This window comes from Thioalkalivibrio nitratireducens DSM 14787, assembly GCF_000321415.2.
GTDB lineage: Bacteria > Pseudomonadota > Gammaproteobacteria > Ectothiorhodospirales > Ectothiorhodospiraceae > Thioalkalivibrio > Thioalkalivibrio nitratireducens.
The window spans coordinates 385,485-403,706 of the sequence record NC_019902.2; the positions used below are offsets into that span (position 1 = coordinate 385,485).

Annotated in this window: 17 protein-coding genes; 4 read left to right on the forward strand and 13 right to left on the reverse strand. The window is 68.2% G+C overall.

Going from position 1 to position 18,222, the window contains the following annotated elements; genetic code table 11:
- Positions 1-395: 395 nt before the first annotated feature.
- Genes bioF through TVNIR_RS01875 form a run of 3 tightly spaced genes read right to left on the reverse strand, consistent with a single transcriptional unit; the run spans position 396 to position 3,107 of the window.
- Positions 396-1,619, reverse strand: coding sequence for an 8-amino-7-oxononanoate synthase (gene bioF / locus TVNIR_RS01865; protein WP_015257262.1), 1,224 nt, complete (start codon positions 1,617-1,619; stop codon positions 396-398).
- Between the two features lie 37 nt (positions 1,620-1,656).
- A complete protein-coding gene (gene bioB, locus TVNIR_RS01870) occupies positions 1,657-2,658 on the reverse strand; it encodes a biotin synthase BioB (RefSeq protein ID WP_015257263.1) in 1,002 nt (333 codons plus the stop codon).
- Positions 2,655-3,107: a hypothetical protein gene (locus TVNIR_RS01875; protein ID WP_015257264.1), complete on the reverse strand. Its 453-nt coding sequence runs from the start codon at positions 3,105-3,107 to the stop codon at positions 2,655-2,657. Before TVNIR_RS01875 ends, bioB begins: the two co-directional genes overlap by 4 nt.
- A 35-nt stretch (positions 3,108-3,142) precedes the next feature.
- Here TVNIR_RS01875 and TVNIR_RS01880 point away from each other — a divergent pair, with 35 nt between their 5' ends.
- A complete protein-coding gene (locus TVNIR_RS01880) occupies positions 3,143-3,880 on the forward strand; it encodes a ComF family protein (RefSeq protein WP_157092167.1) in 738 nt (245 codons plus the stop codon).
- A 66-nt stretch (positions 3,881-3,946) separates the two neighbouring features.
- On the opposite strand, the gene ubiA is transcribed toward TVNIR_RS01880, so the two are convergent.
- The 10 genes from ubiA to TVNIR_RS01930 form a co-directional block, all read right to left on the reverse strand.
- Complete coding sequence (gene ubiA, locus TVNIR_RS01885; RefSeq protein WP_015257266.1) at positions 3,947-4,819, reverse strand: 4-hydroxybenzoate octaprenyltransferase; 873 nt, start codon at positions 4,817-4,819, stop codon at positions 3,947-3,949.
- A 251-nt stretch (positions 4,820-5,070) separates the two neighbouring features.
- A complete protein-coding gene (locus TVNIR_RS01890; RefSeq protein WP_043739069.1) occupies positions 5,071-5,733 on the reverse strand; it encodes a YiaD family glycine zipper/OmpA-like lipoprotein in 663 nt (220 codons plus the stop codon).
- Positions 5,734-5,803: 70 nt separating this feature from the next.
- Positions 5,804-6,646, reverse strand: coding sequence for a shikimate dehydrogenase (gene aroE / locus TVNIR_RS01895; protein ID WP_015257268.1), 843 nt, complete (start codon positions 6,644-6,646; stop codon positions 5,804-5,806).
- Positions 6,643-7,659, reverse strand: a complete 1,017-nt coding sequence (hemB, locus tag TVNIR_RS01900) for a porphobilinogen synthase (protein WP_015257269.1) — start codon at positions 7,657-7,659, stop codon at positions 6,643-6,645. Before hemB ends, aroE begins: the two co-directional genes overlap by 4 nt.
- Positions 7,656-8,588 carry an oxygen-dependent coproporphyrinogen oxidase gene (gene hemF, locus TVNIR_RS01905; RefSeq protein ID WP_015257270.1) on the reverse strand — a complete coding sequence of 311 codons (933 nt, stop codon included), beginning with the start codon at positions 8,586-8,588 and terminating at the stop codon, positions 7,656-7,658. Before hemF ends, hemB begins: the two co-directional genes overlap by 4 nt.
- Before the next feature lie 444 nt (positions 8,589-9,032).
- The gene (gene tsaC / locus TVNIR_RS01910) at positions 9,033-9,638 is read right to left on the reverse strand and encodes an L-threonylcarbamoyladenylate synthase type 1 TsaC (RefSeq protein ID WP_015257272.1); all 606 of its coding nucleotides are present in this window, start codon (positions 9,636-9,638) and stop codon (positions 9,033-9,035) included.
- Positions 9,639-9,659: 21 nt separating this feature from the next.
- Positions 9,660-12,191 carry a DNA topoisomerase I gene (locus tag TVNIR_RS01915; protein ID WP_015257273.1) on the reverse strand — a complete coding sequence of 844 codons (2,532 nt, stop codon included), beginning with the start codon at positions 12,189-12,191 and terminating at the stop codon, positions 9,660-9,662.
- Between the two features lie 141 nt (positions 12,192-12,332).
- Positions 12,333-12,818, reverse strand: a complete 486-nt coding sequence (locus tag TVNIR_RS01920; protein WP_015257274.1) for a Smg family protein — start codon at positions 12,816-12,818, stop codon at positions 12,333-12,335.
- Positions 12,815-13,942: a DNA-processing protein DprA gene (gene dprA, locus TVNIR_RS01925; RefSeq protein ID WP_015257275.1), complete on the reverse strand. Its 1,128-nt coding sequence runs from the start codon at positions 13,940-13,942 to the stop codon at positions 12,815-12,817. The genes TVNIR_RS01920 and dprA overlap by 4 nt, the downstream gene beginning before the upstream one ends.
- 13 nt (positions 13,943-13,955) lie before the next feature.
- Complete coding sequence (locus tag TVNIR_RS01930; RefSeq protein ID WP_015257276.1) at positions 13,956-15,179, reverse strand: LysM peptidoglycan-binding domain-containing protein; 1,224 nt, start codon at positions 15,177-15,179, stop codon at positions 13,956-13,958.
- A 225-nt stretch (positions 15,180-15,404) separates the two neighbouring features.
- Between TVNIR_RS01930 and def the strand changes: the two genes are divergently transcribed.
- From def to rsmB, 3 genes are read left to right on the forward strand one after another with little or no spacing between them, the layout of a single operon-like run.
- A complete protein-coding gene (gene def / locus TVNIR_RS01935; RefSeq protein ID WP_015257277.1) occupies positions 15,405-15,947 on the forward strand; it encodes a peptide deformylase in 543 nt (180 codons plus the stop codon).
- Positions 15,947-16,903, forward strand: coding sequence for a methionyl-tRNA formyltransferase (gene fmt, locus TVNIR_RS01940; protein WP_015257278.1), 957 nt, complete (start codon positions 15,947-15,949; stop codon positions 16,901-16,903). The genes def and fmt overlap by 1 nt, the downstream gene beginning before the upstream one ends.
- Positions 16,900-18,219, forward strand: a complete 1,320-nt coding sequence (gene rsmB / locus TVNIR_RS01945) for a 16S rRNA (cytosine(967)-C(5))-methyltransferase RsmB (RefSeq protein ID WP_043739072.1) — start codon at positions 16,900-16,902, stop codon at positions 18,217-18,219. Before fmt ends, rsmB begins: the two co-directional genes overlap by 4 nt.
- The last annotated feature ends 3 nt before the right edge of the window (positions 18,220-18,222 follow it).

An 18,222-nucleotide genomic window follows, 5' to 3' on the forward strand; every position in this document is an offset into this window, starting at 1 on the left:
GCCCCAACGTCAGGTTCTTTCACGCTAACGATCATGTCTTCGGGGGTGAGGCACCCCGAAGGATGAAAATCGGACACGGAAAACACGGACAGACACGGACAAGGGGTTTGATCCGTCTCATCTTCCGTGATTTCCGTGTCCTTCCGTGGCTGTATTTTCACGCTAACTTTCATGCCCTCGGCCGCGAGGCACCCCGAAGGATGAAACTACGATTATGAATCAGAGACATACGATTCTCGGGCGGCGTATTTTCACGCTAACTGCTATGCCCCCGGGCGTGACACGCTTCGAAGGATGAAAACGGGCCACGGATGAACACGTAAGCCTGCCGAAAAGACTCTCAATACCCTTCATTTTCTGTAATTTCCGTGTCCTTCGGTCGCTGCCTTCAACCGTTACCGTGTAGTCCTCCCGCCGGGCGGATTCAAGTCCGTGTGTTCCGGGGGCATCCGCGCGAGCACCCGGTCCAGGGTCTCGACCAGCCGATCCACCTGCGCCTCGGTGTGGCGTGCCGAGAGCGTGATGCGCAGACGGGCCGTCCCTTCCGGGACGGTCGGTGGACGGATCGCCGGTACCAGCAGGCCGTGTTCGAGTAGTCGGGCAGCCGCGGCGATCGCGCGCCCGGTGTCGCCGAGCACGATCGGCTGGATCGGCGACGCGCCGGGCGGCCGGGACAGGCCGATCCGTTCCAGGCCGGCACCCAACCGGGCGATCAGCGCCGCGAGATGTTCACGCCGCCAGGTTTCCCGCGTGGCGATGCCGACCGCGGCCAACGCCGCCGCGGCCAGTGTCGCGGGCATCGCGGTGGTGTAGACGTAGGTGCGGGCGAACTGGGTCAGACCCTCGACGAGCGTCTCGCTGCCGGCGACGAACGCCCCGGCGGTGCCGAAGGCCTTGCCGAGGGTACCCATCAGCACCGGCACATCGTCCATGCCCAGACCGAAATGTCCGCAACTCCCGCCGCCGTGGCGGCCGAGCACGCCGAGACCGTGGGCGTCGTCCACCATCAGCCAGGCTCCGTAGCGGCGCGCGGTGTGTGCGAGCTCCGGAAGGGGTGCGAGGTCGCCATCCATTGAGAATACGCCGTCGGTGATCACCAGCCGAGCCGTTTCCGTTCGCTGCTCGCGCAGCCGTCGCGCCAGATGCACGGGATCGGCATGGCGGTAGCGGCGGGTCCGGCAGCCGGCGAGCCGGGCGGCGTCGATCAAGGAGGCGTGGTTGAGCCGATCCTCGAACACGGTGTCGTGTCGCCCCACCAGGGTCTGCAGCACCCCGAGGTTGGCCATGTAGCCGGTGGAGAACAGCAGTGCGCGGGGGCGGCCGGTGAAGGCGGCCAGCGCCTCCTCCAGAGCGGCATGGGCGCGGGTGTGGCCGTTGACCAGGTGCGCCGCGCCGGCGCCCAGCCCGTAACGGCCGAGTCCGTCGCTCGCGGCCGCCGCGACGCGCGGGTCGGCGGCGAGCCCGAGATAGTCGTTGGAGCAGAAGGCGAGCACCGGGCGGCCGTCGACGACCTGCTCGGGCGTCTGCGGACCGTTCAGGGTACGGTGCCTGCGCCAGAGTCCCCGTGCGCGTACATGGTCGAGACGCTCGCGCAGCCGGGCTTCGATCCAGCCGTTCATGGCGCCCGCGCAGCTCGCGCGATCGGCTCGCGGCGGCTCAGGCCCGTTGTGCGTCGGGCGTGGCTTCGGGGCCGGCGGAGGGTTCGGTCGGGCCGGCTTCGGGCTCGATTCCCAGGCGCCGAAACAGGGCCCGGTCCCGGTCCATGTCGGGGTTCGGGGTGGTCAGCAACTGCTCTCCGTAGAACACCGAGTTCGCGCCTGCCAGGAAGCACAGTGCCTGCATTTCGTCGCTCATCCCGGCCCGCCCCGCGGACAGGCGGACGTGCGACTTCGGCATCAGGATGCGGGTCGCCGCCACGGTGCGCACGAACTCGAACGGGTCGAGCGCGTCGGTGCCGAACAGCGGCGTGCCCTGCACTTGCACGAGCTGGTTGATCGGGACCGATTCCGGGTGCCTGGGCAGGTTCGCCAGCTGCTGCAGTAGTCGGGCGCGATCCCGACGTGATTCGCCCATGCCCAGGATGCCGCCGGTGCATACGCTCATGCCGGCCGCGCGCACGTGTTCGAGCGTGTCCAGCCGATCCTGGTAGGTGCGGGTGGTGATGATCTCGTCGTAGAATTCGGGCGAGGTGTCCAGGTTGTGGTTGTAGTAGTCGAGGCCCGCATCCGCGAGGCGTTGCGCCTGCGCCTGCGTCAGCATGCCAAGCGTCAGACAGGTCTCCAGCCCCTGCTCGCCGACCGCGCGCACCATCTCGATCACCTTGTCGAGGTTGCGGTCGGTGGGGTTGCGCCAGGCAGCGCCCATGCAGAACCGGGTCGCTCCGCGCTCACGTGCGCTTCGGGCCGCGTTCGCGACTTCGTCCACCGGCAGCAGGCGCTCGCGTTCGAGATCGACGTGGTGATGGGTACTCTGCGGGCAATAGCCGCAGTCCTCGGGACAAGCCCCGGTCTTGATCGAGAGCAGCGTGCTGACCTGCACCCGACGAGGATCGAAATGCTCGCGGTGCACGCCCTGTGCGCGGAACACGAGGTCGCTGAAGGGAAGATCCAGCAGGTTCTCGATCTCGGCGGTGTTCCAGTCATGCCGCATGCGGGTCATCGGTCGTGTTCCTCCGTCGGCACCTCGATCTCGAAGTCGCGCCAGGTTTCCTGGTAGATGCGGTACAGCGCATACAGCGTCCAGGGAATCAGGATGGCCGCGGCAACGACCCAGTAGGCACGGTAATAATTGAGGTCCGGCGGGAAGAACGTGGCCACCACGATCAGCGAACCCATCAGTCCATAGTACCGGTACGCAGCCCACTGCGTGAAGCGCCCTACGCGTTCCTCCGGGTGGTGCCGGCACATCGCGTAGACCATCATCGACGCGCCAAACCAGAAAATCAGCGGCACGATGCCCATGATCGCGGCGATGATCGTCGCAATGCCCACCTCGCTGCTGACCAGAAACAGCGGCACGCCGGCCAGGGACACGCTGATCAGGTTGCCCCAGTCGAAGGTTGATGCAGCGCGCCGGCAGGAACGGCCGGTAACGGTCTTGGTCGTCATTGCGTATCAAGCGGGCAAAACCGCATCATAGCACCGTGCCCGATTCGAACGCAGAAACCCATTTTCTTCGGGCGGCACTGGCCCCAGTGCTGCGCCGCTGGGCGGCTGCCTGCGCGGACGGGGTCGTTCCGGACCGCTGCGTCCTCTGCCGGGCTCCGGCCACGATGGGTGTCTGCACGGATTGCGCCGCGGACCTGGTGGTGCCGGCATCCCCCTGCCCGGGGTGTGCCCAGCCGCTGCCGGCCGCCGGTCTTTGTCCTTCCTGCCTGCGCGCGGCACCGGCGTTCGATGCTGCCTGGGCCCCGTTCGCCTACGCCTGGCCGCTGGATCGCCTGCTGCTGAGTTACAAGGGCGGCAGCCGCCCCCAGTTGGGCCGGCCGCTGGCCGGCCTGTTCGTGCGGCATCTGGATCCTGCGGCGACCCGTGCAGTCGACCGGGTGATCCCCGTTCCCCTGCACGACGGCCGCCTCGCCCGGCGCGGGTTCAACCAGGCGGAACGCCTGGCCCTCGGCCTGTGCCGGGCGCGCGGGCTGGAACTCGATACGCGCAGCGCGCGCCGGGTCCTGGCGACGCCGAGCCAGCAGGGTCTGGGCCGCAGGGCGCGCCGTGCGAACCTGCGCAAGGCTTTCGCGGTCGACGCGGATCTCTCGGGGCTGCGGGTGCTGCTGGTGGACGACGTGATGACCACTGGCACGACCCTGGACATGCTGGCACGCGAGGCGCGCCGTGCCGGGGCCGCGTGGGTCGGAGCGGCCGCGCTGGCACGCGCCTGAACGCCCGTGCTGCAGCATCCCGGTGCGGGCGGGCCTGGCTCCGGGAGCGGAAGGAACCGAGGAACGTCATCCACCGCCGAGTGATGTATCCGCGACCATCCCGGCCAGTACGACCAGGCCCAGGTAGTGATTGTTTCGAAATGCCCGGAAGCAGGCCTCCGGTTCCCGATCGAAGATCAGGAACTGCTGGTAGAACATCAGGATCGCGACCACGCCCAACGCGCCGAGGTAGATCCCGCCGAAACCGGCCTGCTGTCCGACCAAGTACAGGCCGAGCCAGACCAGCCCCTGCAGGATGCCGGTGATCAGACGATCCTGCTCGCCGAACAGGATCGCGGTCGAGCGAACGCCGATGGCCAGGTCGTATTCGCGGTCGACCATGCCGTAGAACGTGTCGTAGACGACGGTCCAGGTCAGCGTGGTCACGAACAGCAGCCAGGCGATCGGCGGCGGGAGTTCGTTGGTGACCGCGGTGAAGGCCATCGGTACCGCCCAGGCGAATGCGGCCCCGAGATGCACCTGGGGCAGGCTGTGGAAGCGCTTCATGAACGGGTAGGTGGCTGCCAGTACCACCGCCACCAGCGCGAACCCGACGGTCAGCGGATTGGTGAACAGCACCAGCACGAAGGCGATCGCGGACAGGATCAGGAATACCGCGATGGCCTCGAAGGGGCGGATGCTCCCGCGCGCCAGTGGCCTTGACCGGGTGCGCTCGACATGGGCGTCGATGTGCCGGTCCGCGAAATCATTGATCGCACAGCCAGCGGAACGCATCAGCGTGACCCCGGCCACGAAGATCAGCAGGATGTCCAACGGCGGCCAGCCCCCTGCCGCGATCCACAAGGCCCAGAGGGTGGGCCACAGCAGCAGGTAGATGCCCACGGGCCGGTCCAGTCGGACCAGGCGGGCATATTCGACAAGACGCTCGCGCAGGGTCATCGGAAAGGGCCTATCGAACCGGGCCCCAAGGATACCGTGAAAGGCGCGCGCAGCGCGCACGAAGGCTTGTTCCCGCGCTTGCCTTTATCGCGATGATCGCCAGCCGGAAGAAGCAGCCACGGATGAACACGGAAATCATGGAAGATGAAACTGCATACACCGCTTTTCCGCGTCGGTCCGTGTTTTCCGTGGCTTGCGTGTGGGCGAAACGTGTGTACGGTGGCGCCCGGGCACGCGTGCATTCCAGCGGTTTATCCCGTGGTGAGCGGGAACAGCGTCAGTTCGACCCGGCGGTTCAGGGTGCGGCCCTCGGCGGTTTCGTTGCTCGCAATCGGCTGGTGCGGTCCGAAACCGATCGTCGCGATGCGCACGGGGTTCACCCCGCGGATGGTCATCGCATGGGCCACGCTGCGTGCCCGCCGTTCCGACAGATCCATGTTGTACTCGACCCGTCCGGTGCTGTCGGTGTGGCCAGCGACTTCGATGCCGGTCTTCTCGTAGCGGTTTAGCACCAGCACCACCGAATCGAGCACCGACTGGAACTCCGGCTTGATCTCGGTGCGGTCCACGTCGAAGGTGATGTGGCCGGGCATGTTCAGGACCAGGTTGTCGCCGACGCGGGTCACGCTGACGCCGGTCCCCTGGAGCTGCTGCCGCAGTTCCTCTTCCTGCCGGTCCATATAGTTGCCGATCGCGCCGCCGGCGAGCGCGCCGATGCCGGCGCCGATCATCGCACGCTGGGTGCGGTTGCGGCTGCTGGTCACGCTGCCGAGCACGGCACCTGCGGCCGCGCCGATGCCAGCGCCGATGGTGGTGCGGGAAACCCGTTCCTCGCCGGTGTACGGATCGATGGTGGTGCAGCCGGTCACGAAGGCCAGAAGGCCTAAGGATGTGAGTATAAGCAGTTTACGCATGGTGAGGCCCTCGACGGGGTGCAATGGGTTAAACGATAGACAACGGGCTTGAATGAAACCTGAATGTTGTTCACGCCTCGACGATAGCACGCCGGAGGGTCTCGAATACCGGCCGGGTGTCGGGTCGGATGCCGCGCCAGATCGCGAAGGCCTCCGCGGCCTGTTCGACCAGCATCCCAAGACCGTCGGATAGGCGCTCCGCCCCCTGTTCCCTGGCCCACTCAAGGAAGGGGCGGGCCCCGGGGCCGTAGACGAGGTCGCAGGCGAGGCCGCCCGGGGCGAACAGTCCGGCCGGCAGGTCGGGGCGGCTCGCGGACAGGCCTGCGGCGGTGGCGTTGATCACAAGGCCGTAGGGTTCGGGCGGGATGTCGTCGAGTCCGCTGGCCGACAGCGCGACGTCGCCGGCGAGGTCGGCGAATACTGCGGCCAGCGTCTCGGCTTTCGCGCGCGTGCGGTTGGCGATTACCAGGCGCGCCGGTCGGCTGTGCAGCAGTGGTTCGAGCAGGCCGCGGGCGGCGCCGCCCGCGCCCAGTATCAGGATGCTGCTTCCGGCCGGATCGATGCCGAGACGACCGGTCAGGTCGTGCAGGAAGCCGGCTCCGTCGGTATTGTCGCCGGTCAGGCGGCCGTCGGCTTCGGCCCAGATCGTGTTCACCGCGCCGGCACGTTCCGCCCGCTGGGTGTGCAGATCGACCAGGCGGAATGCGTTCTCCTTGAACGGGACGGTCACGTTCAGACCGCGCAGGTCCTCCCGGAACCACTCGCGGACCTCTTCGGCGAAGCGCTCCGCATCGCCCAGGCGGGCCTCGTAGACCAGATCCTGGCGGGTCTGTTCGGCGAACAGCGCATGGATCCGCGGGGACAGCGAATGGCTGATCGGGTTGCCGACCACCGCGTAGCGGTCGGTGCTCACCGCGCCGGGTCCTCGCGCAGCCAGCCAGCGACGCTGCGCGCATAGTACGTCAGGATGCCGTCGGCACCGGCGCGCTTCATCCCGGTCAGCGCTTCGAGCACGCAGGCGGGCTCGTCGATCCAGCCGTTCTGCGCCGCAGCCTTCAGCATCGCGTACTCGCCCGAGACCTGGTAGACGAAAGTCGGGCGCATGAAACGGTCCTTGATCCTGCGCACGACGTCGAGGTAAGGCATGCCGGGCTTGATCATCACCATGTCCGCGCCCTCGGCCAGATCCAGCGTGACCTCGTGCAGTGCCTCGTCGCCGTTTGCCGGATCCATCTGGTAGGTTTCCTTGCTGCCGCGGCCGAGGCTGCCGGCCGAGCCGACCGCGTCGCGAAACGGCCCGTAGAAGCTGGACGCGTACTTCGCCGAATAGGCGAGAATGCGCACGTGCAGGTTGCCTGCGGTCTCCAGCGCCTGGCGGATCGCACCGATACGCCCGTCCATCATGTCCGACGGCGCGACCACATCGGCGCCGGCTTCGGCGTGGGAGCGGGCCTGGCGGACCAGCGCTTCGACCGTGATGTCGTTCATCACGTAGCCTTCGTTGTCGATGATCCCGTCCTGGCCGTGGGTGGTGAACGGGTCGAGCGCGACGTCGGTGATCACGCCGAGCGCCGGGAATTCGGCCTTCAGCGCGCGCACCGCGCGCTGCGCCAGGCCCTGCGGGTTCCAGGCCTCGGCGGCGTCGAGGCTCTTCTTCTCCCCGGGCACGACCGGGAACAGCGCCAGCGCCGGGATGCCCAGTTCCAGGCAGGCTTCGGCTTCGCGCAACAGTTCGTCGACGCTGACGCGTTCGACGCCGGGCATCGACGCGACCGGGTCGCGCCGGCCGTCGCCCTCCTGCACGAACACCGGGTAGATCAGATCGTCCGCGGTCAGCCGGTGTTCACGCATCAGCCGGCGCGAGAAGGCATCGCGGCGCATCCGGCGCGGACGCACGGCGGGATAGGTTCCGGTCGGCGAGGTCATCGGGCGCCCCCTTCGTTCAGCCAGTCACGCGGTTTCAGGTAGCGGTCGTAGAGCTCGGCTTCCGGCGTGCCGGGTTCCGGGCTCCAGTTGTATTCCCAGCGTACCAGCGGCGGCAACGACATCAGGATCGACTCGGTGCGCCCGCCGGACTGCAGGCCGAACAGCGTACCGCGGTCGTAGACCAGATTGAACTCCACATACCGTCCGCGCCGGTAGAGCTGGAATTGCCGTTCGCGTTCTCCGTAGAGCGTGTTCCGGCGCCGTTCGACGATCGGCCCGTAGGCCTTGAGGTAGTGCTCGCCGACGCTCCTCATGTACCCGAAGCAATGTTCGAATCCGCCTTCGTTCAGGTCGTCGAAGAACAGGCCGCCGATACCCCGGGGTTCGTTGCGATGCTTCAGGAAGAAGTAGTCGTCGCACCACTTCTTGTGTTTTGCATAGACGTCCGGGCCGAACGGGCGGCAGGCGGCCTCGGCGGTACGGTGCCAGTGCACGCAGTCATCGTCGAAGCCGTAGTACGGGGTCAGATCGAAGCCGCCGCCGAACCACCAGATCGGTGTCTCCCCTTCCTTTTCGGCGACGAAGACGCGCACATTCGCATGCGAGGTGGGCACGTAGGGGTTGTGCGGGTGAATGACCAGCGAGACCCCGGCCGCCTGGAACGAGCGCCCGGCGAGTTCCGGGCGGTGGGCAGTCGCGGAGGCCGGGAGCCCCGGACCCATCACGTGCGAGAAATTCACGCCGGCCTGCTCGAACAGCGCGCCGTCGCGCAGTACGCGGGAACGTCCGCCGCCGCCGGCGGGGCGGGTCCAGGCGTCCTCGCGGAAACGGCCGTCGCCGTCCAGTGCCTCGAAGCCGGTACAGATGTCGTCCTGCAGGCGTTTCAGGAAATCCAGTACCGGTTCCATGCGAAAGTCGTCGTGCGTCATCAGCCCTTTTCCCGTTTGCAAGTCCATTCGTTGCCGGGTAGCGAGGGCGCGGCAATTGGGCCGTGCACTGCCACCTCCGGCGCCCTCCCACGTTCACGGGGGACGGGCCCTGTACCGTGGTCCCTGCGAAGACCGGAAGTCGCAGGCGTGGGTGGGCAGTATGCCCGGAGCACAGGCGGGGGTGAAGGAGCGGGGCTCAGCCACGAAAGGCTGGGCCTTGCATCCGGTACCGGCAGGCGCGATGGTCCTGGACCTGAATGAACCCGCTGCACGCGTCCCGGGCGAGCGGTGGGGCGGGACAGCGCGGCGTCATCCGCCCGATGGCGTTTTTACGGCCCCGGCGTCCGCGGCAACCCCGGCTAGGGGGCAGCGGACGACGACCTTCGGCCCCTTCCGCCCTGCTGTTCCTGCGGGCTCGCGGGTGGTGATCACGCGCCATGATCGTCAGGTGCGCGGGCCGCCGCGCAGCCAGGCTCCGGTGACGATGTCGCGGATGCTGCTGGGCTCGTCGGCGCCCCCGCAGGGCAGATCCAGGATGCCGTCGATCTGCCCCTCGAACCGGACTCGCACTTCTGCGCTGTCGCGGCATGGCGGTTCCCCCGAGCGATTCGCGCTGGTCGAGACCAGGGCCGAGCCTGCGGCTGCACAGAGGGCCCGGGCGCCGGGGTGAGCCGTGACCCGCACCGCGAGGCGCGTGTGTGCGCCGCGCAGCCACGGTGGGCAACTCGCGCGCGCTGGCCACAGCCAGGTATGCGGTCCGGGCCAAGTCGCCTCGGCACGCGCCTGCTGCGCCTGTGGCAGCGGCTCCAGCCAGCAGGTGATCCGTGCAAGGTCGTCGGTGATCACGATCAGACCCTTGCCGGCATCGCGCCCCTTCGTCGCCAGCACGCGTTCGCAAGCCGCCGCGTCGGCAGGGCGGCAGCCGAGACCGAATACCGCCTCGGTAGGGTAGGCGATCACGCCGCCTTGTCGGACGATGCGGGCGATCACACCGACGTCGGCCGAAACCAGCGTGCCCGATTCGCTGGCGGTGCCGTTGGGAGCCGTCACTGCTGGCTCTGCCCCTCGGGGTCAGTTGCCGCCGGCCGCGTCGGGCCGATTGCCGGCGGCCGTGCGCCGCGCTGCGGCCTTGGCCGGCTTCTTGGCGCCGGTCTTGTCCGCGGTGGTCTTGCGGGTCGTGTTCTTCCCGGCCGGGACCTTCCGGGTGGTGGGCTTCTTCTGCCCAGTACCCGCGGCATTGCCGTTGCCACGTTTGGCGGCCGCCGCCTTGGTGGTGTCGGCTGTCTTGCCACCGGACTTGCCACCGCGGCGCCCGCGCCGTTCCGGGGCCGCCGCGAGCAGTTCGCGGCATTCCTCCAGAGTCAGCGATGCGGGTTCCCGGTCTTTGGGGATCTTGGCGTTCTTGGTCCCGTCGGTGATATAGGGGCCGTAGCGACCGTTCAGCACTTCGATTCCCTGGTCCGGGAACGATTGGATGTGCTTTTGTGCGTCCAGCGCCTTTTTCTCGGCGACGATCTCGAGTGCACGCGGAAGCTCGATGCTCCAGACGTCGTCGTCCGGGCCGAGCGAGGCGAACTTCCGGCCATACTTCACATACGGTCCGAACCGCCCGACGTTCACCTGAACTGGCTCGCCTTCCGGGGTTTCCCCCAGTTCACGCGGGAGTTTGAACAGCGCCAGCGCTTCCTCCAGCGTGACCTGGTCCATCTTCTGGCCCGGCAGCAGGCCGGCGAAACGCGGTTTTTCCTCGTCGTCTTTGGTGCCGATCTGCACGATTGGGCCGTAGCGGCCCATGCGTACGCTGACCGGGCGCCCGCTCTTCGGATCGGTGCCCAGTTCGCGCGACTGCACGGCCTCGGCCCGGCTGACGCTGACGGCCTTGTCTTCGACCTGGTCACGGAAATCCTTCCAGAAGCCTTTCAGCACCGGGATCCAGTCCTTGTCTCCGCGCGCGATGTCGTCCAGTTCGTCCTCGAGTTTCGCGGTGAAGTCGTAGTCGACGTAGCGGGTGAAATGCTGGGTCAGGAAGGCGTTCACGATCCGGCCGATGTCGGTGGGCAGGAAGCGCTTGCCGTCCATCTCCACGTATTCGCGCGACTGCAGGGTGGAGATGATGCTGGCATACGTCGATGGTCGGCCGATTCCGTATTCCTCAAGGGTTTTCACCAGGCTCGCCTCGGTGTAGCGCGGCGGCGGCTCGGTGAAGTGCTGGTCCGCGCTGACGTCGAGCAGGTCCACCACCATCCCCTCGGCCAGTTCCGGCAGCCGGCGATCCTCGTCCTCATCGGCCGCCGCTTCATCGCGGCCTTCCTGGTATACCGCGATGAAGCCGGCGTGGCGCAGCGTCGACCCGGTGGCGCGGAAACGGTGCGCCGTCTCGCCCGGGGCCAGGTCCGCGGCCACGGTATCGAAGGTCGCGTGCACCATCTGGCAGGCCACGGTTCGCTTCCAGATCAGTTCGTAGAGGCGTGCCTGGTCGGAGGTCAGGCGCTGACGCACTTCCTCCGGCAGCCGGCGCACCGACGTCGGACGGACTGCCTCGTGCGCCTCCTGCGCGTTCTTGGACTTGGTCTTGTACTGGCGCGGGCTGGCGGGCAGGTTGTCCGCGCCGTAGCGTTCCTCGATCAGGCCGCGAATCTCCGCGATCGCCTCGCCCGCCAGCGTCACCGAGTCGGTGCGCATGTAGGTGATCAGGCCGATCGCGCCGCTGCCGAGGTCGATGCCCTCGTACAGCTGCTGCGCGACGCGCATCGTCCGGCTGGCCGTGAAGCCCAGCTTGCGCGATGCCTCCTGCTGCAGCGTCGACGTGGTGAAGGGCGCGGCCGGGTTGCGCTTGCGCTGCTTCTTCTCTACCGAAACCACGCGCAGGCTGCCCTGGGCCGCGTCGAGCAGGCGCTGGCGGGCCTCGGTGGCCAGCGGTTCGGAGTTCAGGTCGAACTGGTCGAGCTTGTTGCCATCGAGATGGGTCAGGCGAGCGGTGAACGGCTGTTCCCCGCGCCGGGCCCGGGCGTCCAGCGTCCAGTATTCGCGCGCCTCGAAACGCTCGATCTCGTCCTCGCGCTCGCAGATCATCCGCAGTGCCGGACTCTGGACCCGGCCGGCGGAAAGCCCGCGCTTGATCTTGCGCCACAAGAGTGGCGAGAGGTTGAAGCCGACCAGGTAGTCGAGCGCCCGGCGTGCCTGCTGGGCGTTGATCAGGTCCAGCGACAGCCCCCGCGGATGCGCGACCGCTTCCTGGATCGCCTTTTTCGTGATCTCGTGGAACACGACGCGCTTGACTGTGCGCTCGCCGAGCAGGCCGCGCTCGCGCAGGATCTCGAGCAGGTGCCAGGAAATCGCCTCTCCTTCGCGGTCCGGGTCGGTCGCGAGGATCAGCGCGTCCGAGCCCTTCAGTGCTCTGGCGATCGACTGGATCTGTCTCTCGTTGCGCTCGATGACCTCGTAGTTCATCCGGAACCCCGCGTCGGGGTCCACCGCGCCTTCCTTGGGCACAAGGTCCCGTACATGGCCATAGGAGGCCAGCACGGTAAAGTCGGGGCCGAGGTACTTGCCGATTGTCTTGGCCTTGGCAGGCGATTCTACAATGACCAGATTCTTGCTCATGTCGCTCGGGACCACTCCGTCTCTGCCCGGGTTCAACGAATCACGCCCCGGCGGATCGGTCGGCGCCGCTCGGGCCGGCCCGCAGCCGGCGGAGGCGATCCGGACAATAGCAGCAAATGCGGGGCGGGCGATACCGGCCGTTCAGTGCAGGTAGTCCGCCAGCGCGGGTGCGGTGTCGGACATCACCACCTCTTCGAGGCGCGAATAGGCGATGCTGTCATCCGGCTGGTTGAACAGGACCATCAGAATCACCCACTTGAGCTGGTCGAGGTCGATCTCGTCGCCATCCAGCTCCATCACCCGGTCGATCACCAGCTCACGGGTGCCGGTGGTGAGCAGCCCGTTCTGTTCGAGGAATACCAGGAATCCGCGCGCTTCCAGATCCAGCCGGCCCTGCTCCTCGGTGGTGTACACGCGCTGGGCCGCCTCGGATCCGACGTGTGCCGCTACCGGCTCCTCGCTGACGAGCCGGTCCAGCCAACCCAGCGCACGGTCGATCTCGTGGGAGGGAAAACCGGCCTCCTGCAGGCGTGCCTGGAGATCCTGGCGGTCGGGCTCGGCCTCGGTCTCGTCGTCCATGTAGTGCTCGAACAGGTACATCAACACGTCCAGCACGTTTTCGTTCATGTTTCGGGGGGTCCTGCGTCGAGGCGCTGGTAGCGCCCGTGGCTGAGTGCGGCCACGCGGCCATTGAGTTCCAGTAAAACCAGCATGGAGGAAAGCGTGTCCACGGTCAATCCGGTGCGCTGCAGCAGATCGTCGAGGGCGACCGGGTCGAAACCCATCTGTTCGAGGACGCGTTCCTGTTCGGGATCCAGGGTGGCTCCGTCGGCCATCGGCGGTGCCTGGACCGGTGCGTCCGCCGGTATGCCCAGCCAGTCGGCCAGGTCCTCGAGGATGTCGTCGGGAGAATCGACCAGTTGGGCCCCGTCACGGATCAGGCGGTGACAGCCCCGGCTGACTGGGTTCAGGATCGAGCCGGGGATCGCGTAGACCGAGCGACCCTGTTCCGCGGCCAGCCGGGCGGTGATCAGCGAGCCGCTGCGCAGCGCCGCTTCGACGACCAGTGTACCCAGCGCCAGCCCGCTGATGACCCGGTTGCGCTGCGGGAAATGCCGGGGGCTCGCAGCGGTCCCGACCGGCCAGAGCGACACCAGCAGCCCGTGGTCGGCGATGCGGTGCGCCAGCCGCCGGTGCTGGGGCGGGTATACGCGATCCGGACCGGTGGCGATCACCGCGACCGTGCGGCCATTTTCCGCCGCCAGCGCGCCGCGATGCGCCGCTCCGTCGATGCCACGGGCCAGGCCGCTGGTCACGGCCAGTCCAGCGGCTGCGAGCGCGGTCGCGAACCGTTCGGCGTGGCGCAGCCCCTGCGGAGTCGCGCCGCGGGCACCGACCACCGCGATTTGCGGGCGCCGCAGCAACTCGGGATCGCCGACCAGGTACAGCGCCGGGGGCGGATCCGGCAACTCGGCCAGCAGGGGCGGGTAACGTGGATCCTGCCGGGTCAGGATGGAGTGCCGTGGGTCCGCCTCCAGCCAGGCGAGGTCGGCCTCGATGCCCCGCTCGAGCGGCTCCCGATCGCTGCCCCGGCAGGGTCCGCCGGGGACGTCCGCCAGCGCCCAGTCGCGGGCGTCGGCCTGGAGTGCCGCGGCGGGGCTCCCGAAACGTTCGAGCAGCCGGGCGATGCGTCTTGGGCCGAGACCGGGCGTGTGCAGCAGTGCCAGCCAGTCGCCCAACTCGGTGGACATTTCGGCGGCCGGTTCAGGGGTGGCGGACCTTGTAGCCTTCACGAATCGGGCGCGTGGAGTGCAGGACGAGCGCGTAGGCGACCTTGTCGAAGGTTCGGAACACCATCATGGTGCCGATCTCCTCTTCCGGCAGTTCGATCAGCACGTTGCGGTTCCGGCTGACCGGGTCGCGTGCCGTGCGGCCAGCCTCCCAGGCAGCGAAGACCTGGCCGTTGCGCACGCCGTCACGCTCGCCGCGGTTGATCACGACCGCCTGCAGCGAACCGGTCTGGGTAATCGCGTCGAACAGCAGGATCACCGATCCCTCCAGGCCCGGCGGCGGGCGGTCGATATCGAACAACAGATCGGGCTCGCCGTCGAATGGAAGCAGCCGGTCGCCCCGGATCGCTTCGCGCTCGCCAGACCGCAGCAGGGCGGTTGCAATCTCGCCCCCGCGTACGATCTTCGCCTCTCCGATCGGCAGGGTGGCCACGCCCAGTTCCTCGCCGGTGTCCGGGTCGGTCAGCATGCGGTCCCGGCGTACGACATGGTAGAGATCGTAGCGCTCGACATCCGGGGCGTCGCGCACATAGACTCGGTCTCCGGGGCCGTAGATCACGCGTTCGTCCTGCGCGGCGACGATGTACGGTGCCCGATCCAGCGTCTCCTCGTCCACGACGCGCGGTCGGAACATGAATGGTTGCAGCGTGGAGATCGGCAGGGTCTCGTCGTCGTCCAGTGCCTCCACGCGAATCTGCGGCGACAGACGCTCGACCGGGAGCACGCTCGTGCCGCCATCGACCGTGACGCGGCGTTCGCTGTCGACATGGTGGATGCTCAACACGTCGCCCGGGTAGATCAGGTGCGGGTTGGGGCGCTGCGGGTTCGCCGGCCCGATCTCGGGCCAGTGCCAGGGGTCGCGCAGGAAGGTGTTCGCGACACTCCAGAGCGTGTCGCCATCGCGCACGACGTAGCGTTCCGGGGCCGCCGGGTGGAACTCGGGTTCCGGTGCCCGACCCTCCGGCACCGCCTCAGGTTCCGCGGCCACCGGGTTCGGCGCAGGTTCCGGGGGCGCCGTGGTGGGCGCGACCGCGTGCCCCACGGTCTCTTCCGTCAATTCCGGCCCGGAGGCGCAGGCGGCGAGCGTCAGCGCCAGCAGTCCGATCCATCCCGCCGGACGGGTCACGGCAAGGCCCGGTGCAAGGAACATCGATCTCCCCATGGTCTCGTTCCGGTACGCTGCCTCTGGCTGCAGCATCGGCGGCAACTGCGAGGATATTGCCGCGAATTCCTTCGGCCCGACGCGGTCTGTACAGCAGAAGGCGCTTTTCTGGCTTGGCCGTGTCCGTTAGAGGTTGTCTCGTAAAACCGGATCGCGACCACCTATACTGCGCACATCGCAGGCACTGGCATCGCGCCCGTTTCAGCTTAAACGTTAGCAGAAAAACCGTGCCCGCACAGTACAAGAGCATGAGGTTTGGCAATGGCACTCAGAGAAATCCTTTGTTTTCCCGACCCGCGGCTGCGGTTGCGCGCGGATCCGGTGGCCGAGGTGGACGATTCCATTCGTGAACTCGTCGATGACATGTTCGAAACCATGTACGCGGCGCCCGGGATCGGACTGGCCGCGACCCAGATCAACGTCCAGAAGCGCATCCTGGTGGCGGACGTGTCCGAGGACCAGAACGAGCCGTACTGCCTGATCAACCCGGAGATCCTGAGCCGTGACGGCGAGGAGGAGATGGACGAGGGTTGCCTGTCGGTGCCGGGTTTCTACGAACGGGTGCGGCGCGCGGAACGAATCCGGGTACGGGCCCTGAACCGGGATGGCGAGCCCTTCGAACTCGAGACCGGGGGGCTGCTGGCGGTCTGTATCCAGCACGAGATCGACCATCTCGATGGCAAACTGTTCGTCGATTACATCTCCAACCTGAAACGCACGCGTATCCGCAAGAAGCTCGAGAAGCAGGCGGCCCGTGATCCGGGGAGAGGCGCGCGGCTGGCCGAGCCGGTCGCGGCGCGTTGATGCGGCACGACCGGCGCATCGTTTACGCCGGCACCCCGGAGTTCGCGGTTCCCGCCCTCGAAGCGCTGATCGCCGCGGGCCAGACCCCGGTGGCGGTCTACACCCAGCCCGACCGGCCCGCCGGGCGGGGCCGCAAGCTGACTCCGAGCCCAGTGAAGAAGGTGGCGCTGGCGGCGGGAATCCCGGTACAGCAGCCGGTATCGCTGAAGTCCGCCGAGGCGCAGGCCGAGCTTGGGCGACTGGCGCCGGACGTGCTGATCGTGGCTGCCTACGGTCTGATCCTTCCGGCCCGCGTGCTGGCGATCCCGCGGTCGGGGGGGGTCAACGTCCACGCCTCGCTATTGCCCCGCTGGCGCGGGGCGGCTCCGATCCAGCGCGCGATCCAGGCCGGTGACCCGGAGACCGGGGTCTGCCTGATGCAGATGGAGCCCGGCCTCGACACCGGCCCGGTCTATGCCTGCACGAGCCTGCCGCTCGATGACGATGCGACCGCGGCGAGCGTGCATGACCGGCTGGCGTCCCTAGGTGCGCGCCTGCTGGTCGAGCGGCTCGATGAGATCCTGGATGGAACGTTGAAACCCCGCCCGCAGCCGGCGGAGGGCGTGGTGTACGCGCGCAAAATCGAGAAAGCCGAGGCCTGGATCGACTGGGCCCGCCCGGCCGCGGCGATCGACCGCCAGGTGCGTGCCTTCGTCCCCTGGCCGGTGGCCCAGACGCGCTGGGGTGACCAGGTCCTGCGCATCCACCAGGCGCGTCCACTGCCTGCCCCTGCCGGCCCCGAGCCGGCGATTCCCGGGACCGTAATCGGCATCCATGCAGACGGCGTGGACGTGTCGGCCGGGTCCGGAATTCTGCGCCTGCAGGTGGTGCAGCTGCCGGGGCGGCGCCCCGTCGCTGCCGCCGACTGGGCGCGTTCGGCAGCCTTGATTGGGCACCGGCTCGGGGGGGTGGGTTGAGCTCTCGAAGGGCGACCTGGGTTCCCCGGCGGCAATGCCTCGCTGCACTCGTCCGTGTGCTGCTTCACGGGGAATCGCTGACCGTGGCGCTGGCGGACGAAACCGCGGACCTGCCGCCGCGCGAGGCTGCATGGGTCCGGGCCCTGGCATTCGCCACGGTACGCTGGTACGTGCAGCTCGAGGCGATGGTCGAGGGGATGCTGGACCGGCCGCTGAAACCGCGCGATGCCGTGATCCGCGTGCTGCTGTGCCAGGGGCTGGCGGAGATCTTCCGTTTCGGAACCCCGGATCACGCCGCGGTGCGCGAGACCGCGGAACTCGCACGGGCCATCCAGCGGCCGGGTGCGGTGGGGCTGGTGAACGCGCTGCTGCGCCGCGCGCTGCGCGAGCGCGAATTGCTGGGTCAGGCGATGCAGCGCACGCCTGCGCTACGCCACGCCTGCCCCGCCTGGCTTGTTGCCGGGATCCGCGCCAGCTACCCGGAGCGCTGGGAAGCGGTACTGGAAGCTTCCACCCGGGCGGCGCCGATGACGCTGCGTGTGAATACGGCACGCGTATCCCGGGCCGCCATGCAGGAGCGGCTGGAACGGGCGGGGCTGGCAGCGCAGCCGCATCCTCTGGTTCCGACCGCGCTGACGCTGGCAGAGCCCGTCGACGTCGACGCGATTCCGGGGTTCGCCGATGGGCTGCTGTCGGTGCAGGATGCTGCCGCCCAGTGGGCCGGGTTGCTGCTGTCGCCGCAGCCCGGCGAACGGATCCTGGATGCCTGCGCGGCACCGGGTGGCAAGACCGGACACCTGCTCGAGGCATCCAGCGGTGGGATCGACCTGACCGCGCTCGACGTCGACGGTGCGCGAATGGGTCGGGTGCGCGACAACCTGCGGCGCCTGGGGTATCGGGCGCAACTGGTGATCGGTGACCTGGCGGATCCGGAGGACTGGTGGGATGGTCGGCCGTTCGACGCGATCCTGCTGGACGTGCCGTGTTCGGCAACCGGCGTGATCCGCCGCCACCCGGACATCAAGCTGCTGCGCCGGGCCGCAGACATCCCGGCGCTGGCCGCGCGCCAGCGCGAACTGCTGGCGCAGGCCTGGCGCCTGCTGCGTCCGGGCGGGCGCCTGCTGTACGTGACCTGCTCGCTGCTGGCCGACGAGAACGAGCGGGTCGTCGGTTCCTGGCTGGCCGCGACCCCGGACGCGAAGCCGCTGCCGCTGGCGTTTCCCGGCGGGGACGATCGCCCGGTCGGGCGCGCGGTCGCGCTGGGCGCCGAGGACATGGACGGATTCTACTTTGCGCTGCTCGGGCGCGCGGGCTGACGG

Coding starts and splice junctions, on each gene's coding strand:
- bioF (WP_015257262.1), bottom strand. CDS start 1,619: ATGAACGGCTGGATCGAAGCCCGGCTGCGCGAGCGTCTCGACCATGTA.
- bioB (WP_015257263.1), bottom strand. CDS start 2,658: ATGACCCGCATGCGGCATGACTGGAACACCGCCGAGATCGAGAACCTG.
- TVNIR_RS01875 (WP_015257264.1), bottom strand. CDS start 3,107: ATGACGACCAAGACCGTTACCGGCCGTTCCTGCCGGCGCGCTGCATCA.
- ubiA (WP_015257266.1), bottom strand. CDS start 4,819: ATGACCCTGCGCGAGCGTCTTGTCGAATATGCCCGCCTGGTCCGACTG.
- TVNIR_RS01890 (WP_043739069.1), bottom strand. CDS start 5,733: ATGCGTAAACTGCTTATACTCACATCCTTAGGCCTTCTGGCCTTCGTG.
- hemB (WP_015257269.1), bottom strand. CDS start 7,659: ATGACCTCGCCGACCGGAACCTATCCCGCCGTGCGTCCGCGCCGGATG.
- hemF (WP_015257270.1), bottom strand. CDS start 8,588: ATGACGCACGACGACTTTCGCATGGAACCGGTACTGGATTTCCTGAAA.
- TVNIR_RS01915 (WP_015257273.1), bottom strand. CDS start 12,191: ATGAGCAAGAATCTGGTCATTGTAGAATCGCCTGCCAAGGCCAAGACA.
- TVNIR_RS01920 (WP_015257274.1), bottom strand. CDS start 12,818: ATGAACGAAAACGTGCTGGACGTGTTGATGTACCTGTTCGAGCACTAC.
- dprA (WP_015257275.1), bottom strand. CDS start 13,942: ATGTCCACCGAGTTGGGCGACTGGCTGGCACTGCTGCACACGCCCGGT.
- TVNIR_RS01930 (WP_015257276.1), bottom strand. CDS start 15,179: ATGCTGCAGCCAGAGGCAGCGTACCGGAACGAGACCATGGGGAGATCG.
- def (WP_015257277.1), top strand. CDS start 15,405: ATGGCACTCAGAGAAATCCTTTGTTTTCCCGACCCGCGGCTGCGGTTG.
- fmt (WP_015257278.1), top strand. CDS start 15,947: ATGCGGCACGACCGGCGCATCGTTTACGCCGGCACCCCGGAGTTCGCG.